Here is a 25,710-nt window from a genome sequence, read left to right as displayed (position 1 = left end):
TCTTTCTGCAGTTCAACCTGTTTGGAGCACAGGTTAAGGGCAGCCAGCACCAGCAGTTTGTCACCGATCAAGGTCGGGTACTGACGCTTGGTCTCGTTAAGGGCTTTGTTGAGCATCCGTACCGCCTGGGCCAGGGTTTCTTCCTGGCCTTCGGGCGCCTTGATCGAATAGTCGATGCCGAGAATCGACACGACATTGATCGGCTGCTCTTGCAGTCTCATGCGCCAACAACGCCCGCGCTGGCGCGCTCGACAAGGGCCTGGATGCGTGCTGCGGTAGCGCCGTTCTTCTCTTCCTGTTCCATCAGCGACAGCTGCAGGGTTTCGTTCTCTTCCTTGGCCTGGGCCAGTTCCTGGCCAAGGGCGGTGTTCTGCTCGATGAGTTGAGCGTTTTTCTGCATCAGGTCGCTGACCAGTTGCTCGATTTGATTCAGGGAAGCTTCCAGCATGGGTCTATCTCAGGTTGTTGCGAGGGGCGCACACGATAAAGAAAAGTGCGGCCCATCGCCATTAAATATCGGATTCATAAGGTGTCTGACCCGCAGATTGACAGGGTAATCGACCCCTTGTTCCGACCTGGATCAACCGCCGGTCAGGAAAAGGTTCGCGGTTGCACAATTTTCCCCGGTCCCATTCAAGACTAACCAGTCACGACCGATAGCCCGGCAAGTCATGTTTTGTCGCTCTTTCCCCACTTGCCTGGATCCTGCTCTCCATGTCCCTACGCAACATGAATATCGCCCCGCGCGCGCTTCTCGGCTTCGCGCTCATCGGCCTGCTGATGCTCGGCCTTGGTATCTTCTCCCTGGTACAAATGGGCAACATCCGCCAGGCGGGCGTTGCCATCGAGCAAGTCAGCGTGCCCAGCATCAAGATCCTCGACGAACTCACCGCGCTGAACCTGCGCATGCGCACGCTTTCCTACCGCCTGCTGCTCAACCGCGAGCCGGCAACCCAACGCGATACCCTCGATCTGCTGGACCAGCGCAACAGCCAGATCGACCGCGCACGCCAGGCCTACCTGCCAATGATCGTCGCCGCCGACGAACAGGCAGCATTCGACCAGTACGGTCAGTTGCTCAACCAGTACCGCCAGCTGGAGTCGCGCATGCGCACACTGAGCCAGGCCGATCGCCTGGACGAATTGCGTGACCTGCTCAACCGCGACCTGCTGGCCAACTCCGAGCAGATCAACAAGGTCATGGACACCTTGGTACGCATCAACACTGACCAGACTCGCGCCACCAACGAAAAAGCCGCCAACCAGTATGCCGGCGCTTTCGCCCTGGTGATCGGCCTGCTGGTTGCCGCCACCGTACTGACCTTCGCCTGTGCTTTCCTGCTGACCCGCAGTATCGTCAAACCGATCGAAGAAGCACTCAAATGCGCCGAGCAAGTCGCCGACGGCGACCTGACCCACGTCATCCGCGCAGAGGGCACCGACGAAGCCGCCCGGCTGTTGCGCGCCATGGCGCGCATGCAGGACAAGTTGCGCGATACCTTGCAGCAGATCGCCGGCTCCGCTACCCAGCTGGCCTCGGCGGCCGAAGAGTTGAATGCCGTCACCGACGAAAGTGCCCGTGGCCTGCAGCAGCAGAACAATGAGATTGAACAGGCCGCCACTGCTGTCACCGAAATGACCAGCGCAGTGGAAGAAGTGGCGCGCAATGCCGTAAGCACATCAGAAGCGTCCAGTGAAGCCAGCCGCTCCACCGGCGATGGTCGTGACCTGGTGATGGAAACCGTGGGTGCGATCGAGCGCATGAGCGGTGATGTGCAGGCCACCGCCAAGCTGATTACTCACCTGGCAGAACAGTCGCGCGACATTGGCAAGGTGTTGGACGTGATCCGTGGCCTGGCCGACCAGACCAACCTGCTGGCGCTCAACGCAGCCATCGAAGCCGCGCGGGCCGGTGAAGCGGGCCGTGGTTTTGCCGTGGTCGCCGATGAAGTGCGGGCATTGGCCCATCGTACACAACAGTCGACCAGCGAAATCGAGCGCATGATCGGCAGCATCCAGGGCGGTACGGAAGAGGCGGTAGAATCGATGCGCACCAGCACCGAGCGCGCGGAGTCGACACTGAACATCGCTCGTGGCGCAGGCATGGCACTGGACACCATCGCCGGCGCGGTGGCGCAGATCAACGAGCGCAACCTGGTGATTGCCAGTGCGGCGGAAGAGCAGGCCCAGGTGGCGCGGGAAGTGGACCGCAACCTGGTGAACATCAATGACCTGTCGGTGCAGAGTGCTACCGGGGCGCATCAGACCAGTGCGGCGAGTGCCGAGCTGTCGCGTCTGGCGGTAGACCTCAATGGCCTGGTAGCCCGGTTCCGCACCTAGAAGCATTCGCGGGCACGCCCGCTCCCACAAGGTTCACCGCAGTCCTGAAGATAGCGATGGCCCTGTGGGAGCGGGCGTGCCCGCGAAGAATCCAGACTGGCCACTGGATCAGTAATCGATCCGCACATCCCCTTTCGGCACACTGCAGCACGACAGGATGTAGCCCTCGGCCTCGTCATCTTCGGTGATGCCGCCGTTGTGCTCCATCTCTACTTCGCCGCCCAGCTTGAGCACTTTGCACGTCCCGCAAATGCCCATGCCACAGGCTTTCGGGATCATCAGGCCGACCTTGGCCGCGGCCGCATGCACGGTCTCGCCCGGGGCGATGCGGATGCTCTTCTCGCTGCCGATGAACTCCACCAGATTGAGGTCGGAAACGTCCAGCTCAGGTGCATCGGCCGCCTGCTCGGCGTGCTCCACGGCGTCGGCTTTGGCTTCCGCCGGCGTCGCGCCGAACGACTCCTCGTGATAATTCTTCATGTCGAAGCCGACCGCTTCAAGCATGCGCTTGACCGCCGTCATGTACGGCGTCGGGCCGCAGCAGAACACAACGCGCTCCATGTAGTCGGGCGCAATCAGTTCCATCAGCCGCTGGTTCAGGTAACCGCGGTAACCCGCCCACGGCTCGCCCAGGCCATGCTTTTCGCAAATGATGTGCAGGCTGAAGTTGGGGATGCGCGACGCCATCTGTTCCAGCTCGCGGTGGTAAATGATGTCTTTCGGCGAACGGGCGCTGTGGACGAACACCATGTCGACGTTGGCATTGGTGTCGTAGAACCAGCGCGCCATCGACATCACTGGGGTAATACCGACGCCGCCCGACAGGTACAGCACCTTGCCAGCAGGGAAGTCGATCGCGTTGAACAGCCCCACCGGGCCGTGCACCGGCAGCTCGGCGCCTTCGTGCATGGTGTCGTGCAGGAAGTTCGACACCAGGCCACCCGGCACACGCTTGACGGTGATCGAGAAGCTGTAGGGCACTGACGGCGAACTGGAGATGGTGTAGGAGCGCATCACGGGCTTGCCTTCGATCTCCAGCTCCAGGGTGACGAACTGCCCTGGCTTGAAGAAGAACATGATCGGCTGGTCGGCCATGAAGCAGAAGGTGCGCACGTCCCAGGTCTCCTGGATGACCTTGACGCAGCGCACGATGTGGCGGCCGTTGGCCCAGGTCTGGGTAGTGACCGGATTGAGGAAGGTATCGGACATGTTCATCTCCAGCGGCCGACTATCGGGCTTTATATGGCTTGGATAATGCGCAAGCTGAGAGCGACGTACATTCCTGCCAGCGACATCGGCGTGCTTATCGCGACCAGCCCCGCGATACAAGGGCTGGCGCGTCGTTATTCAAATCGGCCATGTCGCCCATGGATACGGTTCGCGGCGTCTTCGGACGCACACTCCACGGCAAAACAACATGCTGTTTTCTGACAAGCAGCCTTGCGGCACCACAACAACGATTAGCCACCTTTTGCCGGCCGCATACGGCCCCGAGGAATACACGATGGACGTCACCGCAACCCTGAGCCTGGGCGATCCACTGGAACCTGCACGCAAGGCCACCGCCGAGATGCTGCAGACCCGCGAGCGAACCTACTCGCTGCCCCAGCCTTTCTACACCGACGAGCGTCTGTTCCAGATCGACATGCAGGAGATCTTCCACAAAGAATGGCTGATCGCCGGCATGACCTGCGAGATCCCGGCGAAAGGCAACTACATCACCCTGCAGATCGGCAAGAACCCGATCATCGTTATCCGTGGTGCCGAAGGTAAGGTGCACGCCTTCCACAACGTCTGCCGTCACCGCGGTTCACGCCTGTGCGTCAGCGACAAAGGCAAGGTGGCCAAGCTGGTCTGCCACTACCACCAGTGGACCTACGAACTGGACGGGCGCCTGCTGTTTGCCGGTACCGAGATGGGTGCTGACTTCGATATGAACCAGTACGGCCTCAAGCCCGTGAACGTGAAGGTGGCCGGCGGCTACATCTTCATCAGCCTGGCGGAAAACCCGCCCGCCATCGACGAGTTCCTGGCCACGCTCGAGCACTACATGGAACCGTACGACATGGAGAACACCAAGGTGGCGGTGCAGACCACCTTGATGGAAAAGGCCAACTGGAAACTGGTGCTGGAAAACAACCGCGAGTGCTACCACTGCTCCGGTTCGCACCCGGAACTGCTGCAAACCCTGCTGGAATGGGACGATACCAACGACCCGCGTGCCAGCCAGGAATTCAAGGACCACGTGGCCGCTTCGGCCGCCGCCTGGGAAGCCGAAAAGATCCCGTATCTGCACAAGAGCCACGGCCTGCGTAACCGTATCGTGCGCATGCCGCTGCTCAAAGGCACGGTATCGATGACCATGGACGGCAAGCAGGCTTGCCAGAAACTGATGGGCCGCATCAAGAACCCGGACCTGGGCTCGATGCGCATCCTGCACCTGCCGCACTCGTGGAACCACTGCATGGGCGACCACATGATCGTGTTCACCGTGTGGCCGATCAGTGCCCAGGAGACCATGGTCACCACCAAGTGGCTGGTGCACAAGGATGCCGTCGAAGGTGTGGACTACGACCCTGAGCGCATGCGCAAGGTGTGGGACGCCACCAACGACCAGGATCGCCGCCTGGCCGAAGAAAACCAGCGGGGTATCAACTCCACCGCTTACCAGCCAGGGCCTTACTCGAAGACTTACGAGTTTGGTGTGGTGAACTTCATTGACTGGTACAGCGACCGCGTATTGGCCAACTTGGGCGCAGAGCCTGCCCCCTACCTGAAGGAGGTAAAGGCTCAATAACCCATGAGGGCGTCGCACATTACGGTAGTGTTCGTGATGTGCGATGCGGCCTCGGTATACATTTGATATATGAGCTTAACGTCATGCTCATCTCAAGCAGGCTGTCGAGCTCGCTTGTTCATATCACTCATGTAGCTCATGTCACTTTCCAGCAGTTCGAGTGATGTAAAGGGTCGAGGCACTGTTACCGCAACATCCGGGCGAAGCGCCACGGCACTAAGACGAAAGCCCGGGCTTTCAGGGGGCGCTGAAGGTAAGGGAAAACTGGCTAAAGGCACGTGTGGCACCGGGGAATTGATTTCCAGATCTTGAGATCTAGGTTGTTTCGCCTTCACCCCCACAGCGGCGCGAAGGTTGGTAAGCACCCTGCTACCAAGGCTACTGCGCTCGTCATAAAGCGCTTTTGCAAAGCCCGCTACAGTTCCCCCCCCCGCCAAGCCGAGGCCTGCGTTGGACACATACGCAAACGAAGCCGCACCAGCAGTCTGCCCCACTGCCCCAGCGATACTCAACCCGCCACCCACTACAGTCATGCGCAAAATCAAGCGATCAACCAAGGTTGTGGGAGGCTTGCTCAGGAGTGCTTTCCCAATTGAAATTGTGCCGACCACTGCTGTCATTACCCGCTGGGCGAACGCCGAGATAAACAAGGCATTATGCCCGCTAGGATCTCGGGTATTAACGGGATCACTATAGGCATAGGCGTTGATGCCTCCAAGACCAAAAGGACTTATTGCGTCAGGTGAGTGAAAGCGCATGAGTACAGGGTTAAAAGTGCGATAGCCCTGGCCCAGGTGATAGCAACCAGTCAGTTGATCTCTAATCTCGCCGGAGAAACCCGTGTATAGGCTATCGACAGGATTGAACCCACCGTAAACGGTAAAGGCACGGACGATATCGCTACCCTCACCCAAGACTGATTGCTGTCGGTCGACCTTAAGCAAATGTGAGACGGTCATGATGTGCCCTAATGACTTGAAATCACTAGCACTCTACCCATCCAACTCAATCACGTGATACTGGCAAAATTATCAGTTACCCCTTGGCCTGTCATCGCTCTCAAGCCAAAATCCCGCCGGGATTTTGGCTGAAATTTGATCATTTCTATCAATTCCGCGCGATAGAGCACCTGTGAAGTTTTCTTTACATCTTACCCACAGAAACACCAACAAAATTTGTGGGCAACACAAGCGCATTCAGCGAGAAGGTTGTGGATAAGCGAATCAACACCCTGATTCTCAGGGATAAAGGGGATCTCCGCCTGGATTGACTGTTTTTTAACCAAACCTGTCAAGGCCTTGAACTGCGTGGTTTGCAGACACTACCAAACAGATTATCCACAGACCAGCTCACAGCGATTGTGGGCAAGATCCGGCACGATGTTGATGGGGATACCCAATGGGCGGAAGAAAGCCTGACCGTTTTCTGATCAACTCCTTTAAAGGCACGGGATATTTGGCCTGTAGCGATGCACCAACACTTTATCCACACCTTGGCGAACAGATTTGGTGGGCAACCGTAGATTGCGGGTAGGCCCTAAAAGTAGGAGTGGCCTTGCCGGGGCGCCGGCAAGGCCGGCTCCTACACGGAACCGCGCAAGGCTTTAGCGCAGCACGCCCTCTTCCACCAGCAGCTTGAGGATGGCCTCGGCGCCTTCCTGTGGCGAAACATCCTTCAGCACCTTGCCACCGCCACCGCTGGCCTTCGCCGTCGCCGCTTTCATGCGGTCAGCACCGCTCTTGGCCTTGATTACCTTCAACCGTTTGGGCCGTGGGCGGGCCGGTTGCAGCTCGGCGTCACCCAGTAGCTCATCTTCGACAATGGCCACATCACGCGCCGCCAGTATACCCCGGCGCGCAGGCCCAAAAGCGCTCTGGCGCGGCTTAGGCGCCGCGTTATCCACAGTCGCTAACAACGGCAGGCGCACTTTCAGCCGGCGCCGCTGGCCCCGCGGCAAGGCCTGCAATACCTGGGCGGTGCCGTTCTCGATCGACTCCACCTCGGCCAACCCCACGATCAACGGCCAGCCAAGCTTTTCGGCTAGCAGAAATGGCAACATGCCCGACCCTTCACCCGTCTCGGCCTGGCTGCCGGTCAGCACCAGCTGTGCTCCGGCGTCGCGCAGGTAATCCCCCAGCACGCCCAGCACATCGGCACCGGCCGGTTGCTCCAGCACGTCCAGGTGGTCCAGGCCCATGCCCAGGTAAGCGCGCAACGCCTCTTCCTGTGGATCGCCAGCATGCACCACCTGCAAGTTATCCCCAGCCAGCTGCAAACCCAACTCCACGGCACGGGCATCCTGCTCGGCGCGGCGGGCGCGGCCAGAGCTGGGGTGGGCACCAATGGAAACCAGGCTGATCACTTTCGTACTCATGCTCGTGCCCTTATGCCGCGTCGCGCTGGCAGCCGCTGCGGAAGTTGTCCACAGCCTCGATCAGCGCCTTGAGAATCGCCGAGCTGTCGCCAATCACCGACAGGTCAGCCCGTTTGATCATGTCGCAGCCTGGATCCATATTGATCGCCACCACCTTGTCGCAGGCACCGATACCCTGCAGGTGCTGGATCGCGCCCGAGATACCCACAGCCACGTAGACACGCGCGGTAACCCAGGTGCCGGTAGCCCCCACCTGGCGATTGCGCGGCATGAAGCCGTCGTCCACCGCCACCCGCGAGGCACCTTCGGTAGCGCCGAGGGCTGCGGTGGCTTTGTGGTACAGGTCCCAGTCCTTGACACCGTTGCCGCCCGAGACGATGAACTCCGCTTCGGCCATGGCAATGGTGGCCGGGTCGACGGCCACCGAGCCAAGGTCTTCGATGCGCGGCAGGCTGCGTGCCACGCTTGTGGACAACTCCACCGGCAGCGCTTCGTGACGGGTTTCGCTGACCGGTTCGGCGCACTCGGCCGCCGCCAGGATCAGGCGCGGCACGGTGCGTTGCAGGTCTTGCTGGCCGGCACCGGCGCGACCAATGCACTGGCCGTCCTTGATCTGCCATACCCGCGTTGCCGGGCGCTCGCCCAGCGCGGCGCCCAGGCGCCGACCCAGTTCACCGCCACCGGTGCGGCTGTCGGGCAGCAGCCAGTGGCGCGGCGCGAACTGGTTATCCACAGCCCGCAGGCCCTGCACCAGTTGCTCCGGTGCATAACCTTCAAAGGCCTCGCCTTCGATAACCAGCAGGCGGTCGACACCGGCTGTGGAAAAGTTGCTTTCCTTGTGCTCGTTGAACACCACGGCCAGCACCGCCCCGTCGCTGCCGGCCAGGCTGTGGGCCAGGCCAAGCAGGTCGCGGTCGTGGCTGCTCAGGCGGCCGCCAACCATGTCCGGCACAACGGCAATGTAGAACGCCGGCGCCGCCACCTGGTGCAGTGGCAACTTGACCTCGACTGTTGCCGTGCGCCGCCCGCCCGCGCCGGTGCCCTGCTGGGCGCCGCTGCGGTCGATACGCTTGATGCCGGCCGGGCCGACAAAGCCCGCGGCAATCGCATGTGGGTTCTTGCGGATGATGCCGTTAGGCCCCATCCAGCTGGTCTGTTGTGTCTGCATCGCGGCATGCAGCGGGTGCAGGCGGTTACGGGCGATCCACTCGGCGCGTGGGTCGCGGCGGATAATGTCGCTCATCAGTGCACCTCCGCAGGTTCACGTTTAGCCGTTTGCGGCTTTGGGACAGTGGATGCGTCCTCCTCGATCAGCACGTCGGCCACCAGTTCGGCCAAGTCCTTGATCTGTGGGCGCGGCTCGACCACGCCTTCAAGCATGGCGGTGCACTGCGGGCAACCCACGGCTACCAGCTCGGCCTCGGTCTCACGAATGTCGTCCATGCGCATATCGGGAATACGCTGCTTGCCAGGGATGTCAGTGATCGGCGCACCGCCACCACCACCGCAGCAACGGGAACGGAAGCCCGAGCGTTGCATCTCGCGCACCTCAATACCCAGCGCCTTGAGCACTTCGCGCGGGGCTTCGTACTCGCCGTTGTAGCGGCCCAGGTAGCACGGATCGTGGTAGGTGACGCTGCCGCCCTTGTGTTGGCCCAGGTTGAGCTTCTTGGCCGCGATCAGTTCGGCGATGTAGGTGCTGTGGTGCTGCACCTGGTAGTCACCGCCCAGGGCGCCGTATTCGTTCTTCAGCACATGGAAGCTGTGCGGGTCGCAGGTGACGATGCGCTGGAACTTGTACTTGGCCAAGGTCTGGATGTTGCGCTTGGCCAGTTGCTGGAAGGTCGCCTCATCGCCTAGACGACGCGCCACGTCGCCGCTGTCGCGCTCTTCCAGGCCGAGTACGGCGAAGTCCACACCCGAGGCTTTCAATACTTTGACAAACGAACGCAAAGTGCGTTGGTTACGCATGTCGAAGGCACCATCACCGACCCAGAACAACACTTCGGTCGCTTTCACTTCAGACAGCAGCCGCAGGTTAAGGTCGGCAGCCCAGTTCATGCGCCCGCCGGGGGCGAAGCCGCCGGGGTTGTCGGTGGCGATCAGGTTGTCCAGCACCTCGGCGCCCTTGTTCGGGGTAGCGCCCTTTTCCAGAGTGAGGTGGCGGCGCATGTCGACGATGGCATCGACGTGCTCGATCATCATCGGGCACTCCTCGACGCAGGCACGGCAGGTGGTGCAGGACCACAGCGTTTCGGCGTCGACCAGGCCATTGACGATCGGCTGGTGTGGATTGCCACCGTGTTCGCCGATTGGTTTGCCAGGGTATGGGCTACCGGCGAATTGGGCGTCAGTGCCACCGGCAAGGCCGATGACCATGTCCTGGATGAGTTTTTTCGGGTTCAGCGGCTGGCCAGCGGCAAAGGCCGGGCACATGGCTTCACATTTACCGCACTGCACGCAGGCATCGAAGCCCAGCAGCTGGTTCCAGGTGAAGTCCACCGGCTTTTCCACGCCAAGGGGTGCGTTCGGGTCTTCCAGGTCCAACGGCTTGAGGCCGGTGGAGCGGCCGCCGCCGAAGCGATCGGCACGGCGGTGCCAGGCCAGGTGCAAGGCACCGGCGAAGGCGTGCTTCATCGGGCCGCCCCAGGTCATGCCAAAGAACAGCTCCGAAACACCCCACAGCACGCCCAGGCCCAGAACGGCGACCATCACCCAACCACCCGTGTTGGCCGGCAGGATACCGGCGACCGGCAGGGTGGCAATGAAGAAGCTCACGGCGAACGCCAGCAAACTCTTCGGCAGGCGCATCCACGGGCCCTTGGACAGACGAGAGGGCGGGTTCAGGCGGCGTTTGAAGACAAAGATGGCACCGGTGAACATGATCACCGTGGCTACCAGCAGTGCATAGCCGAGGATCTTGCTCTGCAGGCCAAAACCATGCACCAGAATGGCCAGCACAGCAGACAGCACAAAGCCGCCCGCAGTGGCCACGTGGGTCTTGGACATGTATTTGTCGCGCTCAACCACGTGGTGCAGGTCCACCAGGTAGCGCCGCGGCATGGCCAGCAGGCCGCCGATCAGGTTGACCTTGGACGGCCGGCCACGGCGCCACATGCGCACCCGGCGCAAGGCACCGAGCACTGCCAGGCCAAGGGCAGCGAACAGCAGGATGGGTAGAAGGGTGTTCAACATGGGAGGCTCCCACAAACAGCTGGATTCTTGCGCCGACCAGAGGGCGAGACTGGCCCCATGTAGCAGCGGGTTTACCCGCGAATGCGTTCGGTCAGGCAACAGTGTTGTCAGTGCTGACGCATTCGCGGGTAAACCCGCTCCTACAGGGATCGCGCCCGATGGCGGCGACTGTTAACGATCAGAAGTCCTTGCACAGGCGCAAGGCGTCGTAGATCGCCGCATGCACGTTGCGCTGGGCCACGCAGTCACCGATGCGGTACAGCAGGTAGCCTTCGCCCGGCTGGCTGAGGATCGGCTGTGGCTTGATGGCGAACAGCGCCTCCACGTCGATCTGGCCCTTGTTGCGCGAACCTTCCTTGAGCGCGTAGTACAGCTCTTCGTCAGGGCGCACGCCGTTTTCAACCACGACTTGATCGACCACGCGCTCTTCCTTGGCGCCGGTGTATTCGTTCTCCAGTACCGCCACCAGCTTGTCGCCTTCGCGGTAGACCTTTTCCAGCATCATGTCGCCGGTCATGATCACTTCTTTGGGGTACATGCTGCGGTAGTAGGTGGGGAAGGTGGTCCCCCCCATGGCCACGCCTGGCTTGATGTCGTCGGTGACGATCTCGACCTGGCTGCCCTTGTCAGCGATGAAGTCGGCGACCGACATACCGGTGAATTCACAGATGGTGTCGTACACCAGCACGTTCTTGCCCGGCGCTACCTTGCCATCGAGCACATCCCAGCTGCTGACCACCAGCCCTTCAGCGGCGCCCCAGTGCTCGTTCTGCTCCAGGAACGAGTGCCCACCTACGGCCAGCACGATGACGTCCGGGCGCAGGTCCTGGATCGCGGCCACATCAGCGGCAGTGCCCAGGCGCAAGTCGACTTTCAGGCGAGCCAGCTCAAGCTGGTACCAGCGGGTGATACCGGCAATCTGGTCACGCTGCGGGGCCTTGGCGGCAATGGTGATCTGCCCGCCAATCTGGTCCCTCTTCTCGAACAGGGTCACGTCGTGGCCGCGTTCAGCAGCCACGCGGGCCGCTTCCATGCCGGCAGGGCCTGCGCCAACCACCACCACCTTGCGCTTGACGCCGGTGGTCTTCTCGATGATGTGCGGCACACCCATGTACTCACGGGAGGTCGCGGCGTTCTGGATGCACAGCACATCCAGGCCTTGGTACTGGCGGTCGATGCAGTAGTTGGCACCGACGCACTGCTTGATCTGGTCGATCTGGCCCATCTTGATCTTGGCGATCAGGTGCGGGTCGGCCATGTGCGCACGGGTCATGCCGACCATGTCCACGTAGCCGCCTTCAAGGATGCGCGTGGCCTGGTTCGGGTCTTTGATGTTCTGCGCGTGCAGCACCGGGACCTTGACCACTTCCTTGATACCGGCTGCCAGGTGCAGGAACGGCTCCGGCGGGTAGCTCATGTTGGGGATGACGTTGGCCAGGGTATTGTGGGTATCGCAACCCGAGCCGACCACGCCGATGAAGTCGAGCATGCCGGTGGCGTCGTAGTAGGCAGCGATCTGCTTCATGTCCTCGTGGCTGAGGCCATCAGGGTGGAACTCGTCACCACAGATACGCATGCCCACGCAGAAGTCGTCACCCACTTCGGCGCGCACAGCTTTCAGTACTTCCAGGCCGAATTTCATGCGGCCTTCAAAGGTACCGCCCCATTCGTCGGTACGTTTGTTGACCCGTGGGCTCCAGAACTGGTCGATCATGTGCTGGTGCACCGCCGACAATTCCACGCCGTCCAGGCCGCCCTCTTTGGCGCGACGCGCAGCCTGCGCGTAGTTGCCGATTACCCGCCAGATCTCTTCCACCTCGATAGTTTTGCAGGTGGCGCGGTGCACAGGTTCGCGAATGCCCGATGGCGACATCAGCGTCGGCCAGTTGAAGCCGTCCCAGCGCGAGCGGCGGCCCATGTGGGTAATCTGGATCATGATCTTGGCGCCATGCTTGTGCATGGCGTCGGCAAGGTTCTGGAAGTGCGGGATGATGCGGTCGGTCGACAAGTTGACCGATGCCCACCATTCCTGCGGGCTGTCGATGGCAACCACCGACGAGCCGCCACAGATGGCCAGGCCGATGCCACCCTTGGCCTTCTCTTCGTAGTACTTCACATAGCGGTCGGTCGTCATGCCGCCGTCAGTGGCGTAGACCTCGGCGTGCGCGGTGCTGAGCACACGGTTGCGGATGGTCAGTTTGCCGATCTGGATCGGCTGGAACATTGCTTCGAATGCCATGACGCTATCTCCGGCTTACAACGGCTTTGTAACGAACAGGCCATCTTCGTGGCCTTCTTCCGACCCGCCATAGACCTGCTCGGCCACGGTGCGGATATTGCTGCCGCGGGCAGCGAGAATCTGGTCCATCGCGCCAGCGAACCAGCCGGTGAACATGTAGTCGACCTTGCGGCCGCACTTGCCATAGACGTACACGAACGCAGAGTGCTTGAGCTTGACGCTGCAGGTACCTTTATCCAGGTCGATATCCTGGATCTCGAACAGGCCCCAGCCACGCTGGCTCAGGCGCTTCATGTAGTGCTCGAACACCGCGACGCCTTCCAGGCCATGGCACTCGGCCTCTTTTTCACACCAGTGCCAGGCAGACTTGTAGCCAGCCTTGTAGAGGATCTCGGCATAGGCGTCGGCGCCCAGCACTTCCTCGATGCCGATGTGGTTATTGACGAAGAAATGCCGCGGCACATACAGCATCGGCAAGGCGTCGCTGGTCCAGACACCGGTCTCGCTGTCGACTTCGATTGGCAATTGCGGGGCGATTTTGGCCATGGAAACTCAACTCCATAAAATTTTTTTGTGGGTGCCCCGGCGTTGCTGGCAGGGGCTATCAGGCTTGGAGAGCGGCTTACTCGCCCCAGACATCCTTGAGGACGTTGACCCAGTTCTCGCCCATGATCTTGCGCACCACACGCTCGGAGTGGCCGCGTTTCAGCAAGGTCTCGGTGAGGTTGGGGAATTCGCCGACGGTGCGAATGCCCAGCGGGTTGATGATCTTGCCGAAGTTGGTCAGGCGGCGGGCGTAGCCCTTGTCATGGGTCAGGTATTCGAAGAAGTCCTGGCCGTGCCCCTGGGTGAAGTCGGTACCGATACCGATGGCGTCTTCACCGACGATATTCATGGTGTACTCGATGGCTTCGGCGTAGTCATCGATAGTCGAGTCAATGCCTTTGGCCAGGAACGGCGCGAACATGGTGACGCCAACGAAACCGCCGTGATCAGCGATGAACTTCAGCTCTTCGTCCGACTTGTTGCGCGGGTGCTCTTTCAGGCCCGAGGGCAGGCAGTGCGAGTAGCACACCGGCTTTTTCGATTCGAGGATGACTTCTTCGGAAGTCTTGGAGCCAACGTGGGACAGGTCGCACATGATGCCGACACGGTTCATCTCGGCAACGATCTCGCGACCGAAGCCGGACAGCCCGCCGTCACGCTCGTAGCAGCCGGTGCCCACCAGGTTCTGGGTGTTGTAGCACATCTGCACGATGCCCACGCCCAGCTGCTTGAACACGTCCACATAAGCGATCTGGTCCTCGAACGCATGGGCGTTCTGGAAGCCGAAGAGGATGCCGGTCTTGCCCAGTTCCTTGGCCTTGCGGATGTCGGCGGTGGTGCGCACCGGCATCACCAGGTCGCTGTTGTCGCGGATCAGCTTCTGGCTGGACGCGATGTTGTCGACGGTAGCCTTGAACCCTTCCCAGACCGACACCGTGCAGTTGGCCGCAGTGAGGCCGCCTTTGCGCATGTCTTCGAACAGCTCGCGGTTCCATTTGGCGATGATCAGGCCATCGATGACGATGCTGTCGGCGTGTAGTTCGGCTGGGCTCATCAGGCTGTCCCCTTTTATAGAGTTGGGTCGCGCCAAACCTTCTGCCGGCGCTTTGAGGCCAGCATATGCCTGTGCCCCGAGGCGCCCCGGTGCAAAAACGACAGGGGGTTTGCCGAAAGCGTCAATGCGCGACAAGAGCGCGTCTGGCGCGTGTTCCGGGGATGCGAGACAGTCTCGATAACGACATTTGCGGCCGGTACATGAACATTTGGTCAGGGAGCTACCACCTGGCCTCTGGCTGAGCGAGAATCCTTGCGATTCGACAGCCTGTTGAGGAGAAAACGGATGAAATCAATGGCATGGCTGGTGCTGCTGGCCATCGTGAGCGGGGCCCAGGCCAGTGAGGACGAAAGCACACCTTGCGACAATGTGGAGACCGACCAGCAAACCTTCGCCTGTGCAGCATTCAACAAGCAGGTCGCCGAGCGTGAGCTGCAGTCGGCCTACGACGACCTGGTCGCGCGCATGCGTGATCAGTTCGGCGACGAGGCAGGCCTGATGTCGCGAATAGAGGCAGCCGAGAAAGTCTGGAGCCAACTGCGCGATGCAGACTGCAAGGTCGAAACCCATGCTGAACAACCCGGCAGCAGGGCCTACCAGATCGCCTGGAACAGCTGCATTGCACAGCGCAGCGATGAGCGAGCCGAGTATTTGCGCAGCCTGGGCGCGCAAAACAGTGACGAGCCAGCACCCGAAGATTGATCAGCACGTGCGAGTGAAGGATCAACTCCAGAGGAACAACGTGCCGCTGATGCCCCCTGCGTAATTGCTCGATAGTGCCCCCAGACCACGTGCTCACCATGTGTGTCTTGGAACTCACAACTATCAAGGAATTACAAAGTGGCTGACATCAAAGTTGAAATGGAAAAAATCCGCAAAGAGGGTCAAGAGCGCGTAGCCGCTACCGGCCAGACCATCTGCGTCTTCGCTGACAATGTCCCTGCCAACATTGCAGAAGACATCCTGGCCGGCATGCGTTTGATGACCGAACTGGCCAACAAGAAGTTCGACAAGGAGACCCAGCAGCGCGAGTGGTACAACTTCTACAACGATGGCCTGATCAAGTTTGGCTGGACCATGACGGGCGCAGCACATGCCGAAGATGCCATTGATGAGGACAACCTGACCCTGGCAGAGCTGATTACCAAGTCCGTCACCATCAGCGTCTCCGCGGACCCTCGTCGCGCCGCCTGCGCCAGGCGTGTTCTGCAAATTGTCGTGCAGAAGCCGGAAGTCAAGGCGCACCTGGAAAAGCACAGCCATAGCGAATCCGGCAAATCGAGCAACTTCGTGGTCGCTCAGTGCGAAATGACGCCACAAGGCCTGCCGGCGATGCACATGACCAGCTTCCAGGCCAGCTACGACTCGAAAGTCGAGCGTGAAGGCGCCCTGACCCGCAAGGTCGACAAGACCTCTACCCGCGTTTATCGCGCTTCGCAACAAGGCACGTTCAGCGTTCGTCACTTCGACGCTGCACGTGATCTTGTGAATGAGAAGATAAAAGGCGACATCGCCGCGTTTCTCGCTATCTGATTAGCGAGACCGGGTACCAGCTCTCTGGTACCCGGTTCTGGTCATCTGCATCCATCAAGGAGCAATGCCACATGGGCGATACGAACCTGGATACCCGTGTATTCGAGGAGCGGCTAAGCATCAAGCCTGCGCCCTGGCTGACACTTGAGACATGGGAAGACTTGCAGCTATGCCTGCGTTATTCACAAGCAGTGGCCAATGAAAAATTCTCGATGGAGACCCAGCCTCAGCAATGGTTCACTGTCGCTCTCGCCACCTTGCAATCATTGAAATTCACCCTGTTCGAACACACTCATAAAACCATCGTGTATGAGCCACACTTGCTTGCATTAAGCGATGTTTACAGTGGCTATCTACCCCCGCCCCGCGAGAAAGGACCTTGGTTCAAGAGCCTCGAAGAAAATGTTCAAGCCGCTCTGCAGTCGGCCGGTACGCGTACCTTCACCGTCATGAACGCCTCTTCACATCTCAGTATCGAAATGGACCATGAAGGGGACCAGGTCCCGGTTGCGATCCTGTTTTATGCCTACTGCGTTACCGACCCGGTCGAGCCCACCAGAAAGTTGAACCTGATATTTGACCATCTGGGTGCACGCTTCAATGCAGCGGATTTCGCCCCGCTTCGCAAAGATCTGCAAACAAGGAATCGCGAAAAGCTAAGGGCCATCCTCGAGCGTGAACTGGATTGAAGCTCATTTTGTACCGCTGGGCCGTCGCTCCTCCCGCGGGCACCGTCCAAACCTCAGCTTGTAGCGCCGCGTGAAATAGGATGGCAGTTCAAACCCGCACGCAAGGCTGACTTCAGTCACCGACATGTCGGTCTGGGCCAACAGCTGGCGCGCCTTGTCCAGCCGTAACCCGAGATAGAAACCGCTCGGGGTTGCATCAAGGTGCATGCGAAACAAACGCTCCAGTTGACGCCGTGTCACCTTGATCGCGGCAGCCAGTTCCAGCGTACTCAACGGTGGCTCGATGTGTTTTTCCATTTCGCCAATGGCATGGACCAGCTTCTTGTTGCTGATGCCATAGCGCGCACCGATCTGCATGCGCTGGTGGTCCTGGCGCTGACGGATACGACCCAGCACGAACTGCTCCGACACCTTGACCGCCAGTTCGCTGCCGTGAGACTGGGCAATCAGGTGCAGCATCAAATCGATCGAGGCGGTTCCGCCAGCGCAGGTGATGCGGCTGCGGTCAATTTCGAACAGCTCCTGGGTGGCTTGAAGGCCTGGATAGCGTTCCTTGAATGCCTCAAGCGCCTCCCAATGCAATGTCGCCCGGTAGCCCTCGAGCAGCCCTGCCTCGGCCAGCACCATCGCGCCCGTGTCGATGCCACCGAGCATGACAGCTTCGTGATTGAGCCGGCGCAGCGCATGCAGCAGTTTGGGTGCGACATTGGCCAGTGGCTCAAAGCCCGCAACCACCAGCAGGATGTTGGCCGGCTCTCCTTCCCCCAGGGCGGCATCGGCATTGATCGACATGCCATTGCTCGCCAGCACCGCCTCACCGTCCAGGCTAAGCACCTGCCACCGGTACAACTGCCCGCCAAAACGATTGGCCACCCGCAGCGGCTCCACCGCCGAAATGAACCCCATGGCGGAAAAGCCGGGCACCAACAGAAAGGCAATCGTCTCCATCATCCCCTCCTCCACAGAAACTGGTCGCCCAGGTGCTAATTCCTGTCGCTAGCGTGCGCTTGGGCAAGGTAGCGCCAGCGTAGCGTATTCACACGGTCCGCAGAGGCCGCCCTCAATAACAATATGCACTGCCGATGGAGAGCCACCATGCACAGCTTGATCCGCCGCAGCCTGTTGTCCCTTGCCCTGAGCAGCATCGTTGCCACCCCGCTTTTTGCCGCCGAGCCCGCCGCCTGCAAAAACGTGCGCCTTGGCGTGGTCAACTGGACCGACGTCATTGCCACCAGCGCCATGGCCCAGGTACTGCTCGACGGCCTGGGGTACCAGACCAAACAGACCAGTGCCTCGCAACAGATCATCTTCGCCGGCATACGCGACAAACGCCTGGACATGTTCCTGGGTTACTGGAACCCGATCATGACCCAGACCATTACCCCGTTCGTCGATGCCAACCAGGTCAAGGTGTTGGACAAGCCAAGCCTGGAGGACGCGCGCGCCACCTTGGCCGTGCCGAAATACCTCTACGACAAGGGCCTGAAGACGTTCGCCGACATCCACAAGTTCGAGAAAGCGCTGGGCGGCAAGATCTATGGCATCGAACCGGGTTCCGGCGCCAATACGCAGATCAAAGCGATGATCACCAAGAACCAGTTCGACCTGGGCAAATTCCAGCTGGTCGAGTCCAGCGAGGCCGGCATGCTCGCCGCCGTCGACCGCGCGGTGCGGCGCAAGGAGGCCGTGGTGTTCTTCGGCTGGGCGCCGCACCCGATGAACGTGAACATCGACATGGCCTACCTGGGCGACAGCCAGGATGCACTCGGCCCTGACGAAGGCCGTGCGACGGTGTGGACGGTGACGGCGCCGGACTACGCCGAACGCTGCCCCAATGCCCACCGCCTGCTGGCCAACCTGAAGTTCAGCGCCGAGGACGAGAGCCGCATGATGCAGCCACTGCTTGACCACAAAGACGCGCTGGAATCGGCCCGCCAGTGGCTCAAGGACCACCCCGAGGACAAGGCGCGCTGGCTTGAGGGTGTGACCACCTTCGATGGCAAGCCGGCTGCGGACAACCTCAAGCTTACCGCCAACTGACAGGGCCCTTTCGCGGGCACGCCCGCTCCCACAGGTAACGCGCTCGCCAGGGCCATCACGGCTCCCTGTAGGAGCGGGCTTGCCCGCGAAGAGGCCAGCATTGACCATACAAGGAACCCGCCATGAACCACGACGTCATCATCACCTGCGCCCTCACCGGCGCCGGCGACACCGCCTCGAAAAGCCACTTGGTCCCGGTCACCCCCAAACAGATCGCCGAATCCGCCGTGGAAGCTGCCAAAGCAGGCGCCACCGTGGTCCACTGCCACGTCCGCGACCCGCAGACCGGCCGTTTCAGCCGTGATGTAAACCTCTATCGCGAAGTCATGGAGCGTATCCGCGAAGCCGACGTGGACATCATCGTCAACCTCACCGCCGGCATGGGCGGCGACCTGGAAATCGGCCCGGGTGAAACGCCGCTGGCGTTCGGCCCGGGCACCGACCTGATCGGCCCGCTGGAGCGCCTGGCCCATGTCGAAGCACTGTTGCCGGAAATCTGCACCCTCGACTGCGGCACCCTCAACTTCGGCGATGGCAACTCGATCTACGTGTCCACCCCGGCCCAACTGCGCGCCGGTGCCAAGCGCATTACCGAACTGGGGGTGAAGGCCGAGCTGGAAATCTTCGACACCGGCCACCTGTGGTTCGCCAAGCAAATGATGAAGGAAGGCCTACTTGAAGACCCGTTGTTCCAGCTGTGCCTGGGCATCCCGTGGGGCGCACCGGCCGACACCACCACCATGAAGGCCATGGTCGACAACCTGCCTGCCAACGTCACCTGGGCCGGCTTCGGCATCGGCCGCATGCAGATGCCCATGGCCGCGCAGGCCGTGTTGCTCGGCGGCAATGTGCGGGTGGGCCTGGAAGACAACTTGTATCTGGACCGTGGCGTGCTGGCCAGCAATGGCCAACTGGTGGAACGCGCGAGCGAGATCATCACCCGCATGGGTGGCCGCGTGCTCAGCCCGGCAGAAGGCCGGGAAAAAATGAACCTCAAGCGCCGCTGATCCTTTCAGGAGACCGATATGCCCTTCATTACCGAGATCAAGACCTTCGCCGCCCTGGGTAGCGGCGTGATCGGCAGCGGCTGGGTCGCCCGCGCCCTGGCCCATGGCCTGGACGTGGTGGCCTGGGATCCGGCGCCCGGCGCCGAACAGGCACTGCGCAAACGTGTCGCCAACGCCTGGCCGGCACTGGAAAAGCAAGGCCTGGCCCCTGGCGCATCGCAAGACCGCCTGAAGTTCGTGGCAACCATCGAGGAATGCGTGCGCAACGCCGATTTCATCCAGGAAAGCGCACCAGAGCGCCTGGACCTCAAGCTCGGCCTGCACGCCAAAATCAGCGCCGCAGCCAAGCCTGACGCAATCATCGGTTCAAGCACTTCGGGCCTGCTGCCCAGCGAGTTCTACGAGTCGTCCACTCACCCTGAGCGCTGCGTTGTCGGCCACCCGTTCAACCCGGTGTACTTGCTGCCGCTGGTCGAGATCGTCGGCGGCAGCCGCACCTCACCCGAGGCCATTGAAGCTGCCAAAACCATCTACACCGCCCTCGGCATGCGCCCACTGCATGTGCGCAAGGAAGTGCCAGGCTTCATCGCCGACCGCCTGCTCGAAGCGCTATGGCGCGAGGCCCTGCACCTGGTCAACGACGGGGTTGCCACCACGGGCGAAATCGACGACGCGATCCGCTTCGGCGCAGGCTTGCGCTGGTCGTTCATGGGCACATTCCTTACCTATACCCTGGCCGGTGGCGATGCCGGCATGCGCCACTTCATGTCACAGTTCGGCCCTGCCCTGAAGCTGCCCTGGACGTACCTGCCAGCACCGGAACTGACCGACAAGCTGATCGACGATGTGGTGAGCGGCACCGCTGAGCAACAGGGCGAGCGCAGCATCGCTGCACTGGAGCGCTACCGTGACGACACCCTGCTGGCGGTACTGGAAGCGGTGAAGTCCAGCAAGGCCAGCCACGGCCTGTCGTTCAGCGATTAAGGAGGCCAAGATGCCTGCTCTGATCACCTACCGCACCACGGTCCAGGAGGACTGGGTCGATTACAACGGGCACCTGCGCGATGCCTTCTACCTGCTGATCTTCAGCTACGCGACCGATGCCCTGATGGAGCGCATTGGCCTGGACGCCGACAGCCGCGGGCAAAGCGGTAATTCGCTGTTCACGCTGGAGGCGCACATCAATTATCTGCACGAGGTGAAGCTGGGTACTGAGGTGTGGGTGCAGACGCAGATCATCGGGTTCGACCACAAGCGTCTTCACGTGTATCACAGCCTGCACCGGGCAGGGTTCGACGAGGTCCTGGCGGCGAGCGAGCAGATGTTACTGCACGTGGACCTGGCGGGGCCGCAGTCAGCGCCTTTTGGGCACACCACTGTTTACCAATTGAACCACTTGGTAGAGCAACAGGAGGGGGCGCCGGCGCCGCAATACATCGGGCGCACCTTAAAACTTCCTTCTTGAATGACCAGGGAGCCGGCGCCAAGGTCTCCATAGATACGAAGCACCCTGGCGCCTTCACTCGCAACAATCAGACAGTAGAGAAGCGGACAACCATAGCGAACGCTCTATATACTGGCCCGGTCAGTCTTCTTGTAAATCTGAACACTTCTGGTTTACCACCGCCAAAATGTACATCCGTGGTTATGCCCCAGAAAAGTTATTTTTCCGCCTAACAGCTCTTTACCATGTAAAAATGTTGACGGACATAACTTGCTCGGGGTAATCCACTGTCGAAGTCTTTACCTCAGCCCGCACGAGATCGACATCATTATCCTTGCTAACACTTTCAAGTGTTTCACGGCGCTGATCAGATTTAATCTGAAATAGCGTGCCGGCTAAACCTTCGAGATAATTCGAATGCTCCGCGGCTGTACACCCTGCAAAAATAAACACAGCACCTAACAAGCCGAACTTTAATTTTTCCCGGTCCATGTTCATGCTCCAGATATCGGAGCCTTACTCGTCCACGGACATCGATTCCCAAAAACCAATATAAATAACAGTTGCAAAAAAATAACCCCGGAAAGCCGTGAGCTACCGGGGCCAAGAGCGAGCAACATCCACTGTGCGTGAGCGAGGGTGACCAAACCCTCTGTACCGTGAATGGCTTCAGTGTGCGTGCTTGCCTGGCAGGGGATTTAGTCGTAAACGACCTGTTCTTAGCCAAAGCAGCCATGGCGGCATTCTGTCCTTGCGAGGCTGTCGCGCACGTCACAGAATCGGTCGTAAATCACAGCAGCACTCTCTTAGCGATAAAAGGGACAACAGCCATGATGCATGCGGATTTGATTGATCAGGACGACCTCGCCGGCCATTTGCGCGCGCGCGGTTTCGATATTCCGGCCGGGGCCAGTGCCGAACAGGCGTGTGAAGCGGTGGTTCGTGGACTGAACGAGCCCAATGCGCGAGCGCTGAAGGGGATGGTGGAGCAGATGTACACCGGCAGTGCGACGATCCTGCCGGCAGTGCGCCAGGCCATCGACAAGCAACTGTTGCCGGCATTGGCGCAGTTCAACAAACGCGCGTAATTCATTTACCCAGGACCGGCCCCTTCGCGGAACAAGCCCGCCCCCATAGGTCACCGCTGGCTCAAGCTCAGCGGGTGTGACCTGTGGGAGCGGGCGTGCCCGCGAAGAGGTCGGCGCGGTCTCAGAGCCTTACACTGGCAAATGTCGACTCGTTGCGTGCCTGGCTCAGGGCCGCCATCGGCCCGCTGTGCGGCGACAGGGTCATGGCCTGAGGAATCGGCATCATGGCCACCTGCTGCGCGGTGTTGGAGCCCACGCGCTCGTCACGCGGCGGAATGCCAAAGTACTCGCGATAGCACTTGGAGAAGTGCGGGGTCGACACGAAGCCGCACACCGATGCCACTTCGATGATCGACATCGGCGTCTGCTTCAACAACTGCCGCGCACGGATCAGGCGCAACTTCAGGTAGTAGCGCGAAGGTGAGCAGTGCAGGTACTTCTGGAACAGGCGCTCCAGCTGACGCCGCGAAACCGCCACATAGACCGCCAGTTCGTCCAGGTCGATCGGTTCCTCCAGATTGGCCTCCATCAACGCGACGATTTCCTGCAACTTCGGCTGGTTGGTGCCAAGCATATGTTTGAGCGGCACACGCTGGTGGTCCTGCTCGTTGCGAATACGCTCGTAGACGAACATCTCGGAGATCGCTGCCGACAACTCGCGGCCGTGATCACGGCTGATCAGGTGCAGCATCATGTCCAGCGGCGCGGTGCCACCGGAGCTGGTGAAGCGGTTGCGGTCAAGGGTGAACAGGCGGGTACTCATGTTCACCCGCGGGAAGGCTTCCTGCATCGCGGCCAGGCATTCCCAGTGCACGCTGCAATCGAAGCCGTCGAGCAGGCCAGCGCAGGCCAGTGCCCAACTGCCGGTGCACACGGCGCCCAGCCTGCGCGACTGACGGGCCTGGGCTTGCAGCCAGGTGACGTGTTCACGGGTGACGGAACGCTGGATGCCAACACCACCACAGACAATCACGGTGTCGATAGGCGGAGCATTGCTGATGGCGGCATCCGGTGTGATTTGCAGACCATCGCTGGCCCACACCTGGCCGCCATCGATGGTCAGCGTGTGCCAGCGATACAGCTCACGACCAGACAGCTGGTTGGCCATGCGCAGCGGCTCGACCGCCGATGCCAGGGAAATCAGGGTGAAATTGTCCAATAGAAGAAACCCGATGGACTGGGGTGTTGTGCGGTTCTGGGTTGGATTCCCGGAGGTGTACGACGTCATCGCGATTTCTCCTCACACAAATGCAGGGTGTGCCTCAGGCGGGCACTTACTTCTTGTTATGACCCCTCGGTCATTTTCCGGGGGTAGGCTTGCCAATCTCAACGCAAACGCCGTGCCTAAACTTGAACGGCCATCCAAAAAAACCTGAAAACGACGCCTTTATGGGGCAATTCAAGTGCTTGCATCGTGTTGGCCAGTCGTCCAGAACAGGCGAGCTAGCGCGTTGCCTGTAACGGTTGAGCAGTTTAGTGACACGCGCCTCGTAGGTTTCCCAGAAGCGACACCTTTAAGTGTCACCGACAACCCTCACACTGATCGCGACATCCGACGATCGGTAGCGTGGCGCCGCACCATAAAGAGGCATTGGCGGTTGTGTTGCACCTGCATCAGCCTCAAGGGCCTCTTCGCGGGCAAGCCCGCTCCTACAGGGATTGCACAGTTCCTGTAGGAGCGGGCTTGCCCGCGAAGACGCCCTGGAGGTCAGATCAGCAAATCAGCACTCGATAGCGCTGACCGCCAGGCCACCGCGCGAGGTCTCTTTGTACTTGTCGTGCATATCGGCCCCGGTATCGCGCATGGTGCGGATTACCTGGTCGAGGGAAATGAAGTGCTCACCATCACCGCGCAACGCCATCTGCACTGCGTTGATGGCCTTTACCGCAGCAATCGCGTTGCGCTCGATGCAGGGCACTTGCACCAACCCGCCAACCGGGTCGCAGGTCAGGCCAAGGTTATGTTCCAGGGCAATTTCAGCGGCGTTCTCAACTTGTGCAGGAGTGGCGCCGAGTACTTCGGCAAGGCCTGCTGCGGCCATCGCGCAGGCCGAGCCGACCTCCCCCTGGCAACCTACTTCGGCACCAGAGATCGAGGCGTTCTTCTTGCACAGGATGCCCACGGCGGCGGCGGCCAGGAAGTAATCGACAACGCTGGACTCATCAACCTCATCACTGAAACGCATGTAGTAATGCAGCACCGCCGGGATGATGCCTGCCGCGCCGTTGGTAGGCGCGGTCACCATGCGCCCGCCGGCGGCGTTTTCTTCATTGACCGCCAAGGCGAACAGGTTGACCCATTCCATGGCACTCATGGTCGAACCGATCACGTTGGGCTTGCCAATTTCCTGCAGGCTGCGGTGCAGCTTGGCAGCGCGCCGGCGCACGTTCAGCCCGCCGGGTAGCGTGCCCTCGTACTTGAGGCCGTTGTTGACGCATTCCTGCATGGCTTCCCAGAGCTTGTGCAGGCCAGCACGGATGTCTTCCTCGCTGCGCCAGACCTTCTCGTTGGCCATCATCAATTGCGACACGCTGAGGTCGTTTTGCTTGCACAGGCGCAGCAGTTCGGCGGCGCTGTTGAAGTCGTACGGCAGCACTGTCTGGTCAGCATCCAGCACACCGCTGGCGGCTTGGGCTGCATCGACCACAAAGCCGCCGCCCACCGAGTAATAGGTGTCGCGGTGCAACTCACCCTGCTCGCCTTCGGCAATCAGGGTCATGGCGTTGGGGTGATACGGCAAGTTCTCGTCCAGCAGCAGCATGTCGCGGGCCCAGACGAACTCGATGGGCAACCGGCTATCCAGCTGCAGGGTGTTGGTTTCGCGCAGGTCGGCGATACGCGGCACGATCTGGGTCGGGTCAATGGCGTCCGGCCACTCGCCCATCAGGCCCATGATGGTGGCGTTGTCGGTGCCATGACCAATACCGGTGGCCGACAGCGAGCCATACAGGCGCACTTCGATCCGTTTTACACGCTCCAGCTCACCGCGTTCGCGCAGGCCCTGAACGAACAGGGCGCCAGCACGCATGGGGCCGACGGTGTGGGAGCTGGAGGGCCCGACACCGATCTTGAACAGGTCGAACACGCTGATGGCCATTGTCGAATCACCTCTTGCTGGGCTTGTCTCTGCGCGCCATGCGCAGGGCGGGGTAGCTGCTAGGCTCAAACAGCGGGCCGCCTTGAATGCCAGCATCATCGGGCTTTTACCGCCCACCTCGCCGTCTGCAACCGACGTACTTTTGTCCAGCAGCGCCGCGCTGTTCTCAACCAGAAACTGCGCCCACCGCGCCGTTTTCCAGCGGCCTGGTGACGCAAAAATGCGCGCGAGGGGGTGGAAAAATCCATAAGCGACATCGCCCATAC

General features: G+C 60.7%; 24 protein-coding genes and 1 pseudogene. 11 read left to right on the top strand and 14 right to left on the bottom strand.

Annotated features, from left to right (window positions below; translation table 11 throughout):
• Nucleotides 1-221: cell division protein ZapA (locus tag ACK59Z_RS18245; RefSeq protein ID WP_409293533.1), on the bottom strand; the 221-nt coding region annotated here is incomplete at its 3' end.
• Complete coding sequence (locus tag ACK59Z_RS18240) at nucleotides 218-448, bottom strand: hypothetical protein (RefSeq protein WP_003255686.1); 231 nt, start codon at nucleotides 446-448, stop codon at nucleotides 218-220. The genes ACK59Z_RS18245 and ACK59Z_RS18240, both read right to left, overlap by 4 nt.
• Before the next feature lie 266 nt (nucleotides 449-714).
• Between ACK59Z_RS18240 and ACK59Z_RS18235 the strand changes: the two are divergent.
• Both ACK59Z_RS18235 and ACK59Z_RS18230 read left to right on the top strand, forming a co-directional pair.
• Nucleotides 715-1,485: pseudogene (locus tag ACK59Z_RS18235) on the top strand (MCP four helix bundle domain-containing protein); the annotation flags it as partial.
• Nucleotides 1,468-2,340 (top strand): methyl-accepting chemotaxis protein, encoded by an 873-nt coding sequence (locus ACK59Z_RS18230; RefSeq protein ID WP_404943662.1) that lies wholly within the window; start codon nucleotides 1,468-1,470, stop codon nucleotides 2,338-2,340. The pseudogene ACK59Z_RS18235 and the gene ACK59Z_RS18230, both read left to right, overlap by 18 nt.
• A gap of 108 nt (nucleotides 2,341-2,448) precedes the next feature.
• Here ACK59Z_RS18230 and gbcB read toward each other — a convergent pair whose 3' ends face one another.
• Nucleotides 2,449-3,549 carry a glycine-betaine demethylase subunit GbcB gene (gene gbcB / locus ACK59Z_RS18225; protein WP_003255691.1) on the bottom strand — a complete coding sequence of 367 codons (1,101 nt, stop codon included), beginning with the start codon at nucleotides 3,547-3,549 and terminating at the stop codon, nucleotides 2,449-2,451.
• A gap of 295 nt (nucleotides 3,550-3,844) precedes the next feature.
• On the opposite strand from gbcB, the gene gbcA reads away from it, so the two are divergent.
• Nucleotides 3,845-5,137 carry a glycine-betaine demethylase subunit GbcA gene (gene gbcA / locus ACK59Z_RS18220; protein WP_409293532.1) on the top strand — a complete coding sequence of 431 codons (1,293 nt, stop codon included), beginning with the start codon at nucleotides 3,845-3,847 and terminating at the stop codon, nucleotides 5,135-5,137.
• 92 nt (nucleotides 5,138-5,229) lie between these two features.
• Here gbcA and ACK59Z_RS18215 read toward each other — a convergent pair whose 3' ends face one another.
• The 7 genes from ACK59Z_RS18215 to ACK59Z_RS18185 form a co-directional block, all read right to left on the bottom strand.
• Nucleotides 5,230-6,096: an RHS repeat-associated core domain-containing protein gene (locus ACK59Z_RS18215; protein WP_108191852.1), complete on the bottom strand. Its 867-nt coding sequence runs from the start codon at nucleotides 6,094-6,096 to the stop codon at nucleotides 5,230-5,232.
• A gap of 644 nt (nucleotides 6,097-6,740) precedes the next feature.
• Nucleotides 6,741-7,511 (bottom strand): electron transfer flavoprotein subunit beta, encoded by a 771-nt coding sequence (locus tag ACK59Z_RS18210; protein ID WP_108191853.1) that lies wholly within the window; start codon nucleotides 7,509-7,511, stop codon nucleotides 6,741-6,743.
• A gap of 10 nt (nucleotides 7,512-7,521) precedes the next feature.
• On the bottom strand, nucleotides 7,522-8,754 hold the full coding sequence (locus tag ACK59Z_RS18205; protein ID WP_108191854.1) for an electron transfer flavoprotein subunit alpha/FixB family protein: 1,233 nt from the start codon (nucleotides 8,752-8,754) through the stop codon (nucleotides 7,522-7,524).
• A complete protein-coding gene (gene dgcB / locus ACK59Z_RS18200) occupies nucleotides 8,754-10,706 on the bottom strand; it encodes a dimethylglycine demethylation protein DgcB (protein ID WP_004575952.1) in 1,953 nt (650 codons plus the stop codon). Before dgcB ends, ACK59Z_RS18205 begins: the two co-directional genes overlap by 1 nt.
• A gap of 178 nt (nucleotides 10,707-10,884) precedes the next feature.
• The gene (gene dgcA / locus ACK59Z_RS18195) at nucleotides 10,885-12,945 is read right to left on the bottom strand and encodes a dimethylglycine demethylation protein DgcA (protein WP_003255697.1); all 2,061 of its coding nucleotides are present in this window, start codon (nucleotides 12,943-12,945) and stop codon (nucleotides 10,885-10,887) included.
• A gap of 15 nt (nucleotides 12,946-12,960) precedes the next feature.
• Complete coding sequence (locus ACK59Z_RS18190; RefSeq protein ID WP_011953247.1) at nucleotides 12,961-13,491, bottom strand: DUF5943 domain-containing protein; 531 nt, start codon at nucleotides 13,489-13,491, stop codon at nucleotides 12,961-12,963.
• 76 nt (nucleotides 13,492-13,567) lie between these two features.
• Nucleotides 13,568-14,545 (bottom strand): dipeptidase, encoded by a 978-nt coding sequence (locus ACK59Z_RS18185; RefSeq protein ID WP_003255700.1) that lies wholly within the window; start codon nucleotides 14,543-14,545, stop codon nucleotides 13,568-13,570.
• Between the two features lie 285 nt (nucleotides 14,546-14,830).
• On the opposite strand from ACK59Z_RS18185, the gene ACK59Z_RS18180 reads away from it, so the two are divergent.
• From ACK59Z_RS18180 to ACK59Z_RS18170, 3 genes are all read left to right on the top strand, one after another.
• The gene (locus tag ACK59Z_RS18180; protein ID WP_003255702.1) at nucleotides 14,831-15,247 is read left to right on the top strand and encodes a lysozyme inhibitor LprI family protein; all 417 of its coding nucleotides are present in this window, start codon (nucleotides 14,831-14,833) and stop codon (nucleotides 15,245-15,247) included.
• A 138-nt stretch (nucleotides 15,248-15,385) separates the two neighbouring features.
• The gene (locus tag ACK59Z_RS18175; RefSeq protein WP_003255705.1) at nucleotides 15,386-16,078 is read left to right on the top strand and encodes a hypothetical protein; all 693 of its coding nucleotides are present in this window, start codon (nucleotides 15,386-15,388) and stop codon (nucleotides 16,076-16,078) included.
• A gap of 71 nt (nucleotides 16,079-16,149) precedes the next feature.
• Nucleotides 16,150-16,767, top strand: a complete 618-nt coding sequence (locus ACK59Z_RS18170; RefSeq protein WP_014755073.1) for a hypothetical protein — start codon at nucleotides 16,150-16,152, stop codon at nucleotides 16,765-16,767.
• Between the two features lie 3 nt (nucleotides 16,768-16,770).
• Here the strand turns inward: ACK59Z_RS18170 and ACK59Z_RS18165 are convergent, their stop codons facing one another.
• Nucleotides 16,771-17,718 (bottom strand): GlxA family transcriptional regulator, encoded by a 948-nt coding sequence (locus ACK59Z_RS18165; RefSeq protein WP_011953245.1) that lies wholly within the window; start codon nucleotides 17,716-17,718, stop codon nucleotides 16,771-16,773.
• Nucleotides 17,719-17,862: 144 nt separating this feature from the next.
• Between ACK59Z_RS18165 and choX the strand changes: the two genes are divergently transcribed.
• The 4 genes from choX (at nucleotide 17,863) to ACK59Z_RS18145 (ending at nucleotide 21,279) form a co-directional block, all read left to right on the top strand.
• Nucleotides 17,863-18,807: a choline ABC transporter substrate-binding protein gene (gene choX / locus ACK59Z_RS18160; protein WP_108191855.1), complete on the top strand. Its 945-nt coding sequence runs from the start codon at nucleotides 17,863-17,865 to the stop codon at nucleotides 18,805-18,807.
• A gap of 122 nt (nucleotides 18,808-18,929) precedes the next feature.
• Nucleotides 18,930-19,814: a 3-keto-5-aminohexanoate cleavage protein gene (locus tag ACK59Z_RS18155; RefSeq protein ID WP_003255710.1), complete on the top strand. Its 885-nt coding sequence runs from the start codon at nucleotides 18,930-18,932 to the stop codon at nucleotides 19,812-19,814.
• An 18-nt stretch (nucleotides 19,815-19,832) separates the two neighbouring features.
• Nucleotides 19,833-20,798 (top strand): L-carnitine dehydrogenase, encoded by a 966-nt coding sequence (locus ACK59Z_RS18150; RefSeq protein WP_108191856.1) that lies wholly within the window; start codon nucleotides 19,833-19,835, stop codon nucleotides 20,796-20,798.
• A gap of 10 nt (nucleotides 20,799-20,808) precedes the next feature.
• Nucleotides 20,809-21,279: a thioesterase family protein gene (locus tag ACK59Z_RS18145; RefSeq protein ID WP_108191857.1), complete on the top strand. Its 471-nt coding sequence runs from the start codon at nucleotides 20,809-20,811 to the stop codon at nucleotides 21,277-21,279.
• A gap of 219 nt (nucleotides 21,280-21,498) precedes the next feature.
• Here the strand turns inward: ACK59Z_RS18145 and ACK59Z_RS18140 are convergent, their stop codons facing one another.
• Nucleotides 21,499-21,750: a hypothetical protein gene (locus ACK59Z_RS18140; RefSeq protein ID WP_108191858.1), complete on the bottom strand. Its 252-nt coding sequence runs from the start codon at nucleotides 21,748-21,750 to the stop codon at nucleotides 21,499-21,501.
• A gap of 338 nt (nucleotides 21,751-22,088) precedes the next feature.
• Between ACK59Z_RS18140 and ACK59Z_RS18135 the strand changes: the two genes are divergently transcribed.
• Entirely contained in the window at nucleotides 22,089-22,346 is a 258-nt protein-coding gene (locus tag ACK59Z_RS18135; protein ID WP_021782639.1) for a hypothetical protein, read from the top strand.
• Nucleotides 22,347-22,467: 121 nt separating this feature from the next.
• On the opposite strand, the gene ACK59Z_RS18130 is transcribed toward ACK59Z_RS18135, so the two are convergent.
• Nucleotides 22,468-23,574 (bottom strand): GlxA family transcriptional regulator, encoded by a 1,107-nt coding sequence (locus ACK59Z_RS18130; protein ID WP_011953240.1) that lies wholly within the window; start codon nucleotides 23,572-23,574, stop codon nucleotides 22,468-22,470.
• A gap of 493 nt (nucleotides 23,575-24,067) precedes the next feature.
• Complete coding sequence (locus tag ACK59Z_RS18125) at nucleotides 24,068-25,444, bottom strand: L-serine ammonia-lyase (RefSeq protein WP_019439081.1); 1,377 nt, start codon at nucleotides 25,442-25,444, stop codon at nucleotides 24,068-24,070.
• Nucleotides 25,445-25,710 lie beyond the last annotated feature (266 nt).

This window comes from Pseudomonas sp. KCJK9058 (assembly GCF_046230975.1).
Taxonomy (GTDB): Bacteria; Pseudomonadota; Gammaproteobacteria; order Pseudomonadales; family Pseudomonadaceae; genus Aquipseudomonas; species Aquipseudomonas alloputida.
Note: the sequence above shows the minus strand (reverse complement) of the source record. Positions and strands in the feature narration are given on the sequence as shown.

Bases quoted from the DNA above. Each gene is read 5' to 3' on its own strand.
- ACK59Z_RS18190 (WP_011953247.1), bottom strand. From the start codon at position 13,491: ATGGCCAAAATCGCCCCGCAATTGCCAATCGAAGTCGACAGCGAGACC.
- ACK59Z_RS18210 (WP_108191853.1), bottom strand. From the start codon at position 7,511: ATGAGTACGAAAGTGATCAGCCTGGTTTCCATTGGTGCCCACCCCAGC.
- dgcB (WP_004575952.1), bottom strand. From the start codon at position 10,706: ATGTTGAACACCCTTCTACCCATCCTGCTGTTCGCTGCCCTTGGCCTG.
- gbcB (WP_003255691.1), bottom strand. From the start codon at position 3,549: ATGTCCGATACCTTCCTCAATCCGGTCACTACCCAGACCTGGGCCAAC.
- ACK59Z_RS18180 (WP_003255702.1), top strand. From the start codon at position 14,831: ATGAAATCAATGGCATGGCTGGTGCTGCTGGCCATCGTGAGCGGGGCC.
- gbcA (WP_409293532.1), top strand. From the start codon at position 3,845: ATGGACGTCACCGCAACCCTGAGCCTGGGCGATCCACTGGAACCTGCA.
- ACK59Z_RS18125 (WP_019439081.1), bottom strand. From the start codon at position 25,444: ATGGCCATCAGCGTGTTCGACCTGTTCAAGATCGGTGTCGGGCCCTCC.
- ACK59Z_RS18215 (WP_108191852.1), bottom strand. From the start codon at position 6,096: ATGACCGTCTCACATTTGCTTAAGGTCGACCGACAGCAATCAGTCTTG.
- ACK59Z_RS18140 (WP_108191858.1), bottom strand. From the start codon at position 21,750: ATGGACCGGGAAAAATTAAAGTTCGGCTTGTTAGGTGCTGTGTTTATT.
- ACK59Z_RS18240 (WP_003255686.1), bottom strand. From the start codon at position 448: ATGCTGGAAGCTTCCCTGAATCAAATCGAGCAACTGGTCAGCGACCTG.
- ACK59Z_RS18170 (WP_014755073.1), top strand. From the start codon at position 16,150: ATGGGCGATACGAACCTGGATACCCGTGTATTCGAGGAGCGGCTAAGC.
- ACK59Z_RS18205 (WP_108191854.1), bottom strand. From the start codon at position 8,754: ATGAGCGACATTATCCGCCGCGACCCACGCGCCGAGTGGATCGCCCGT.
- ACK59Z_RS18135 (WP_021782639.1), top strand. From the start codon at position 22,089: ATGATGCATGCGGATTTGATTGATCAGGACGACCTCGCCGGCCATTTG.
- choX (WP_108191855.1), top strand. From the start codon at position 17,863: ATGCACAGCTTGATCCGCCGCAGCCTGTTGTCCCTTGCCCTGAGCAGC.
- ACK59Z_RS18145 (WP_108191857.1), top strand. From the start codon at position 20,809: ATGCCTGCTCTGATCACCTACCGCACCACGGTCCAGGAGGACTGGGTC.
- dgcA (WP_003255697.1), bottom strand. From the start codon at position 12,945: ATGGCATTCGAAGCAATGTTCCAGCCGATCCAGATCGGCAAACTGACC.
- ACK59Z_RS18130 (WP_011953240.1), bottom strand. From the start codon at position 23,574: ATGACGTCGTACACCTCCGGGAATCCAACCCAGAACCGCACAACACCC.
- ACK59Z_RS18185 (WP_003255700.1), bottom strand. From the start codon at position 14,545: ATGAGCCCAGCCGAACTACACGCCGACAGCATCGTCATCGATGGCCTG.
- ACK59Z_RS18155 (WP_003255710.1), top strand. From the start codon at position 18,930: ATGAACCACGACGTCATCATCACCTGCGCCCTCACCGGCGCCGGCGAC.
- ACK59Z_RS18150 (WP_108191856.1), top strand. From the start codon at position 19,833: ATGCCCTTCATTACCGAGATCAAGACCTTCGCCGCCCTGGGTAGCGGC.
- ACK59Z_RS18165 (WP_011953245.1), bottom strand. From the start codon at position 17,718: ATGATGGAGACGATTGCCTTTCTGTTGGTGCCCGGCTTTTCCGCCATG.
- ACK59Z_RS18230 (WP_404943662.1), top strand. From the start codon at position 1,468: ATGGCGCGCATGCAGGACAAGTTGCGCGATACCTTGCAGCAGATCGCC.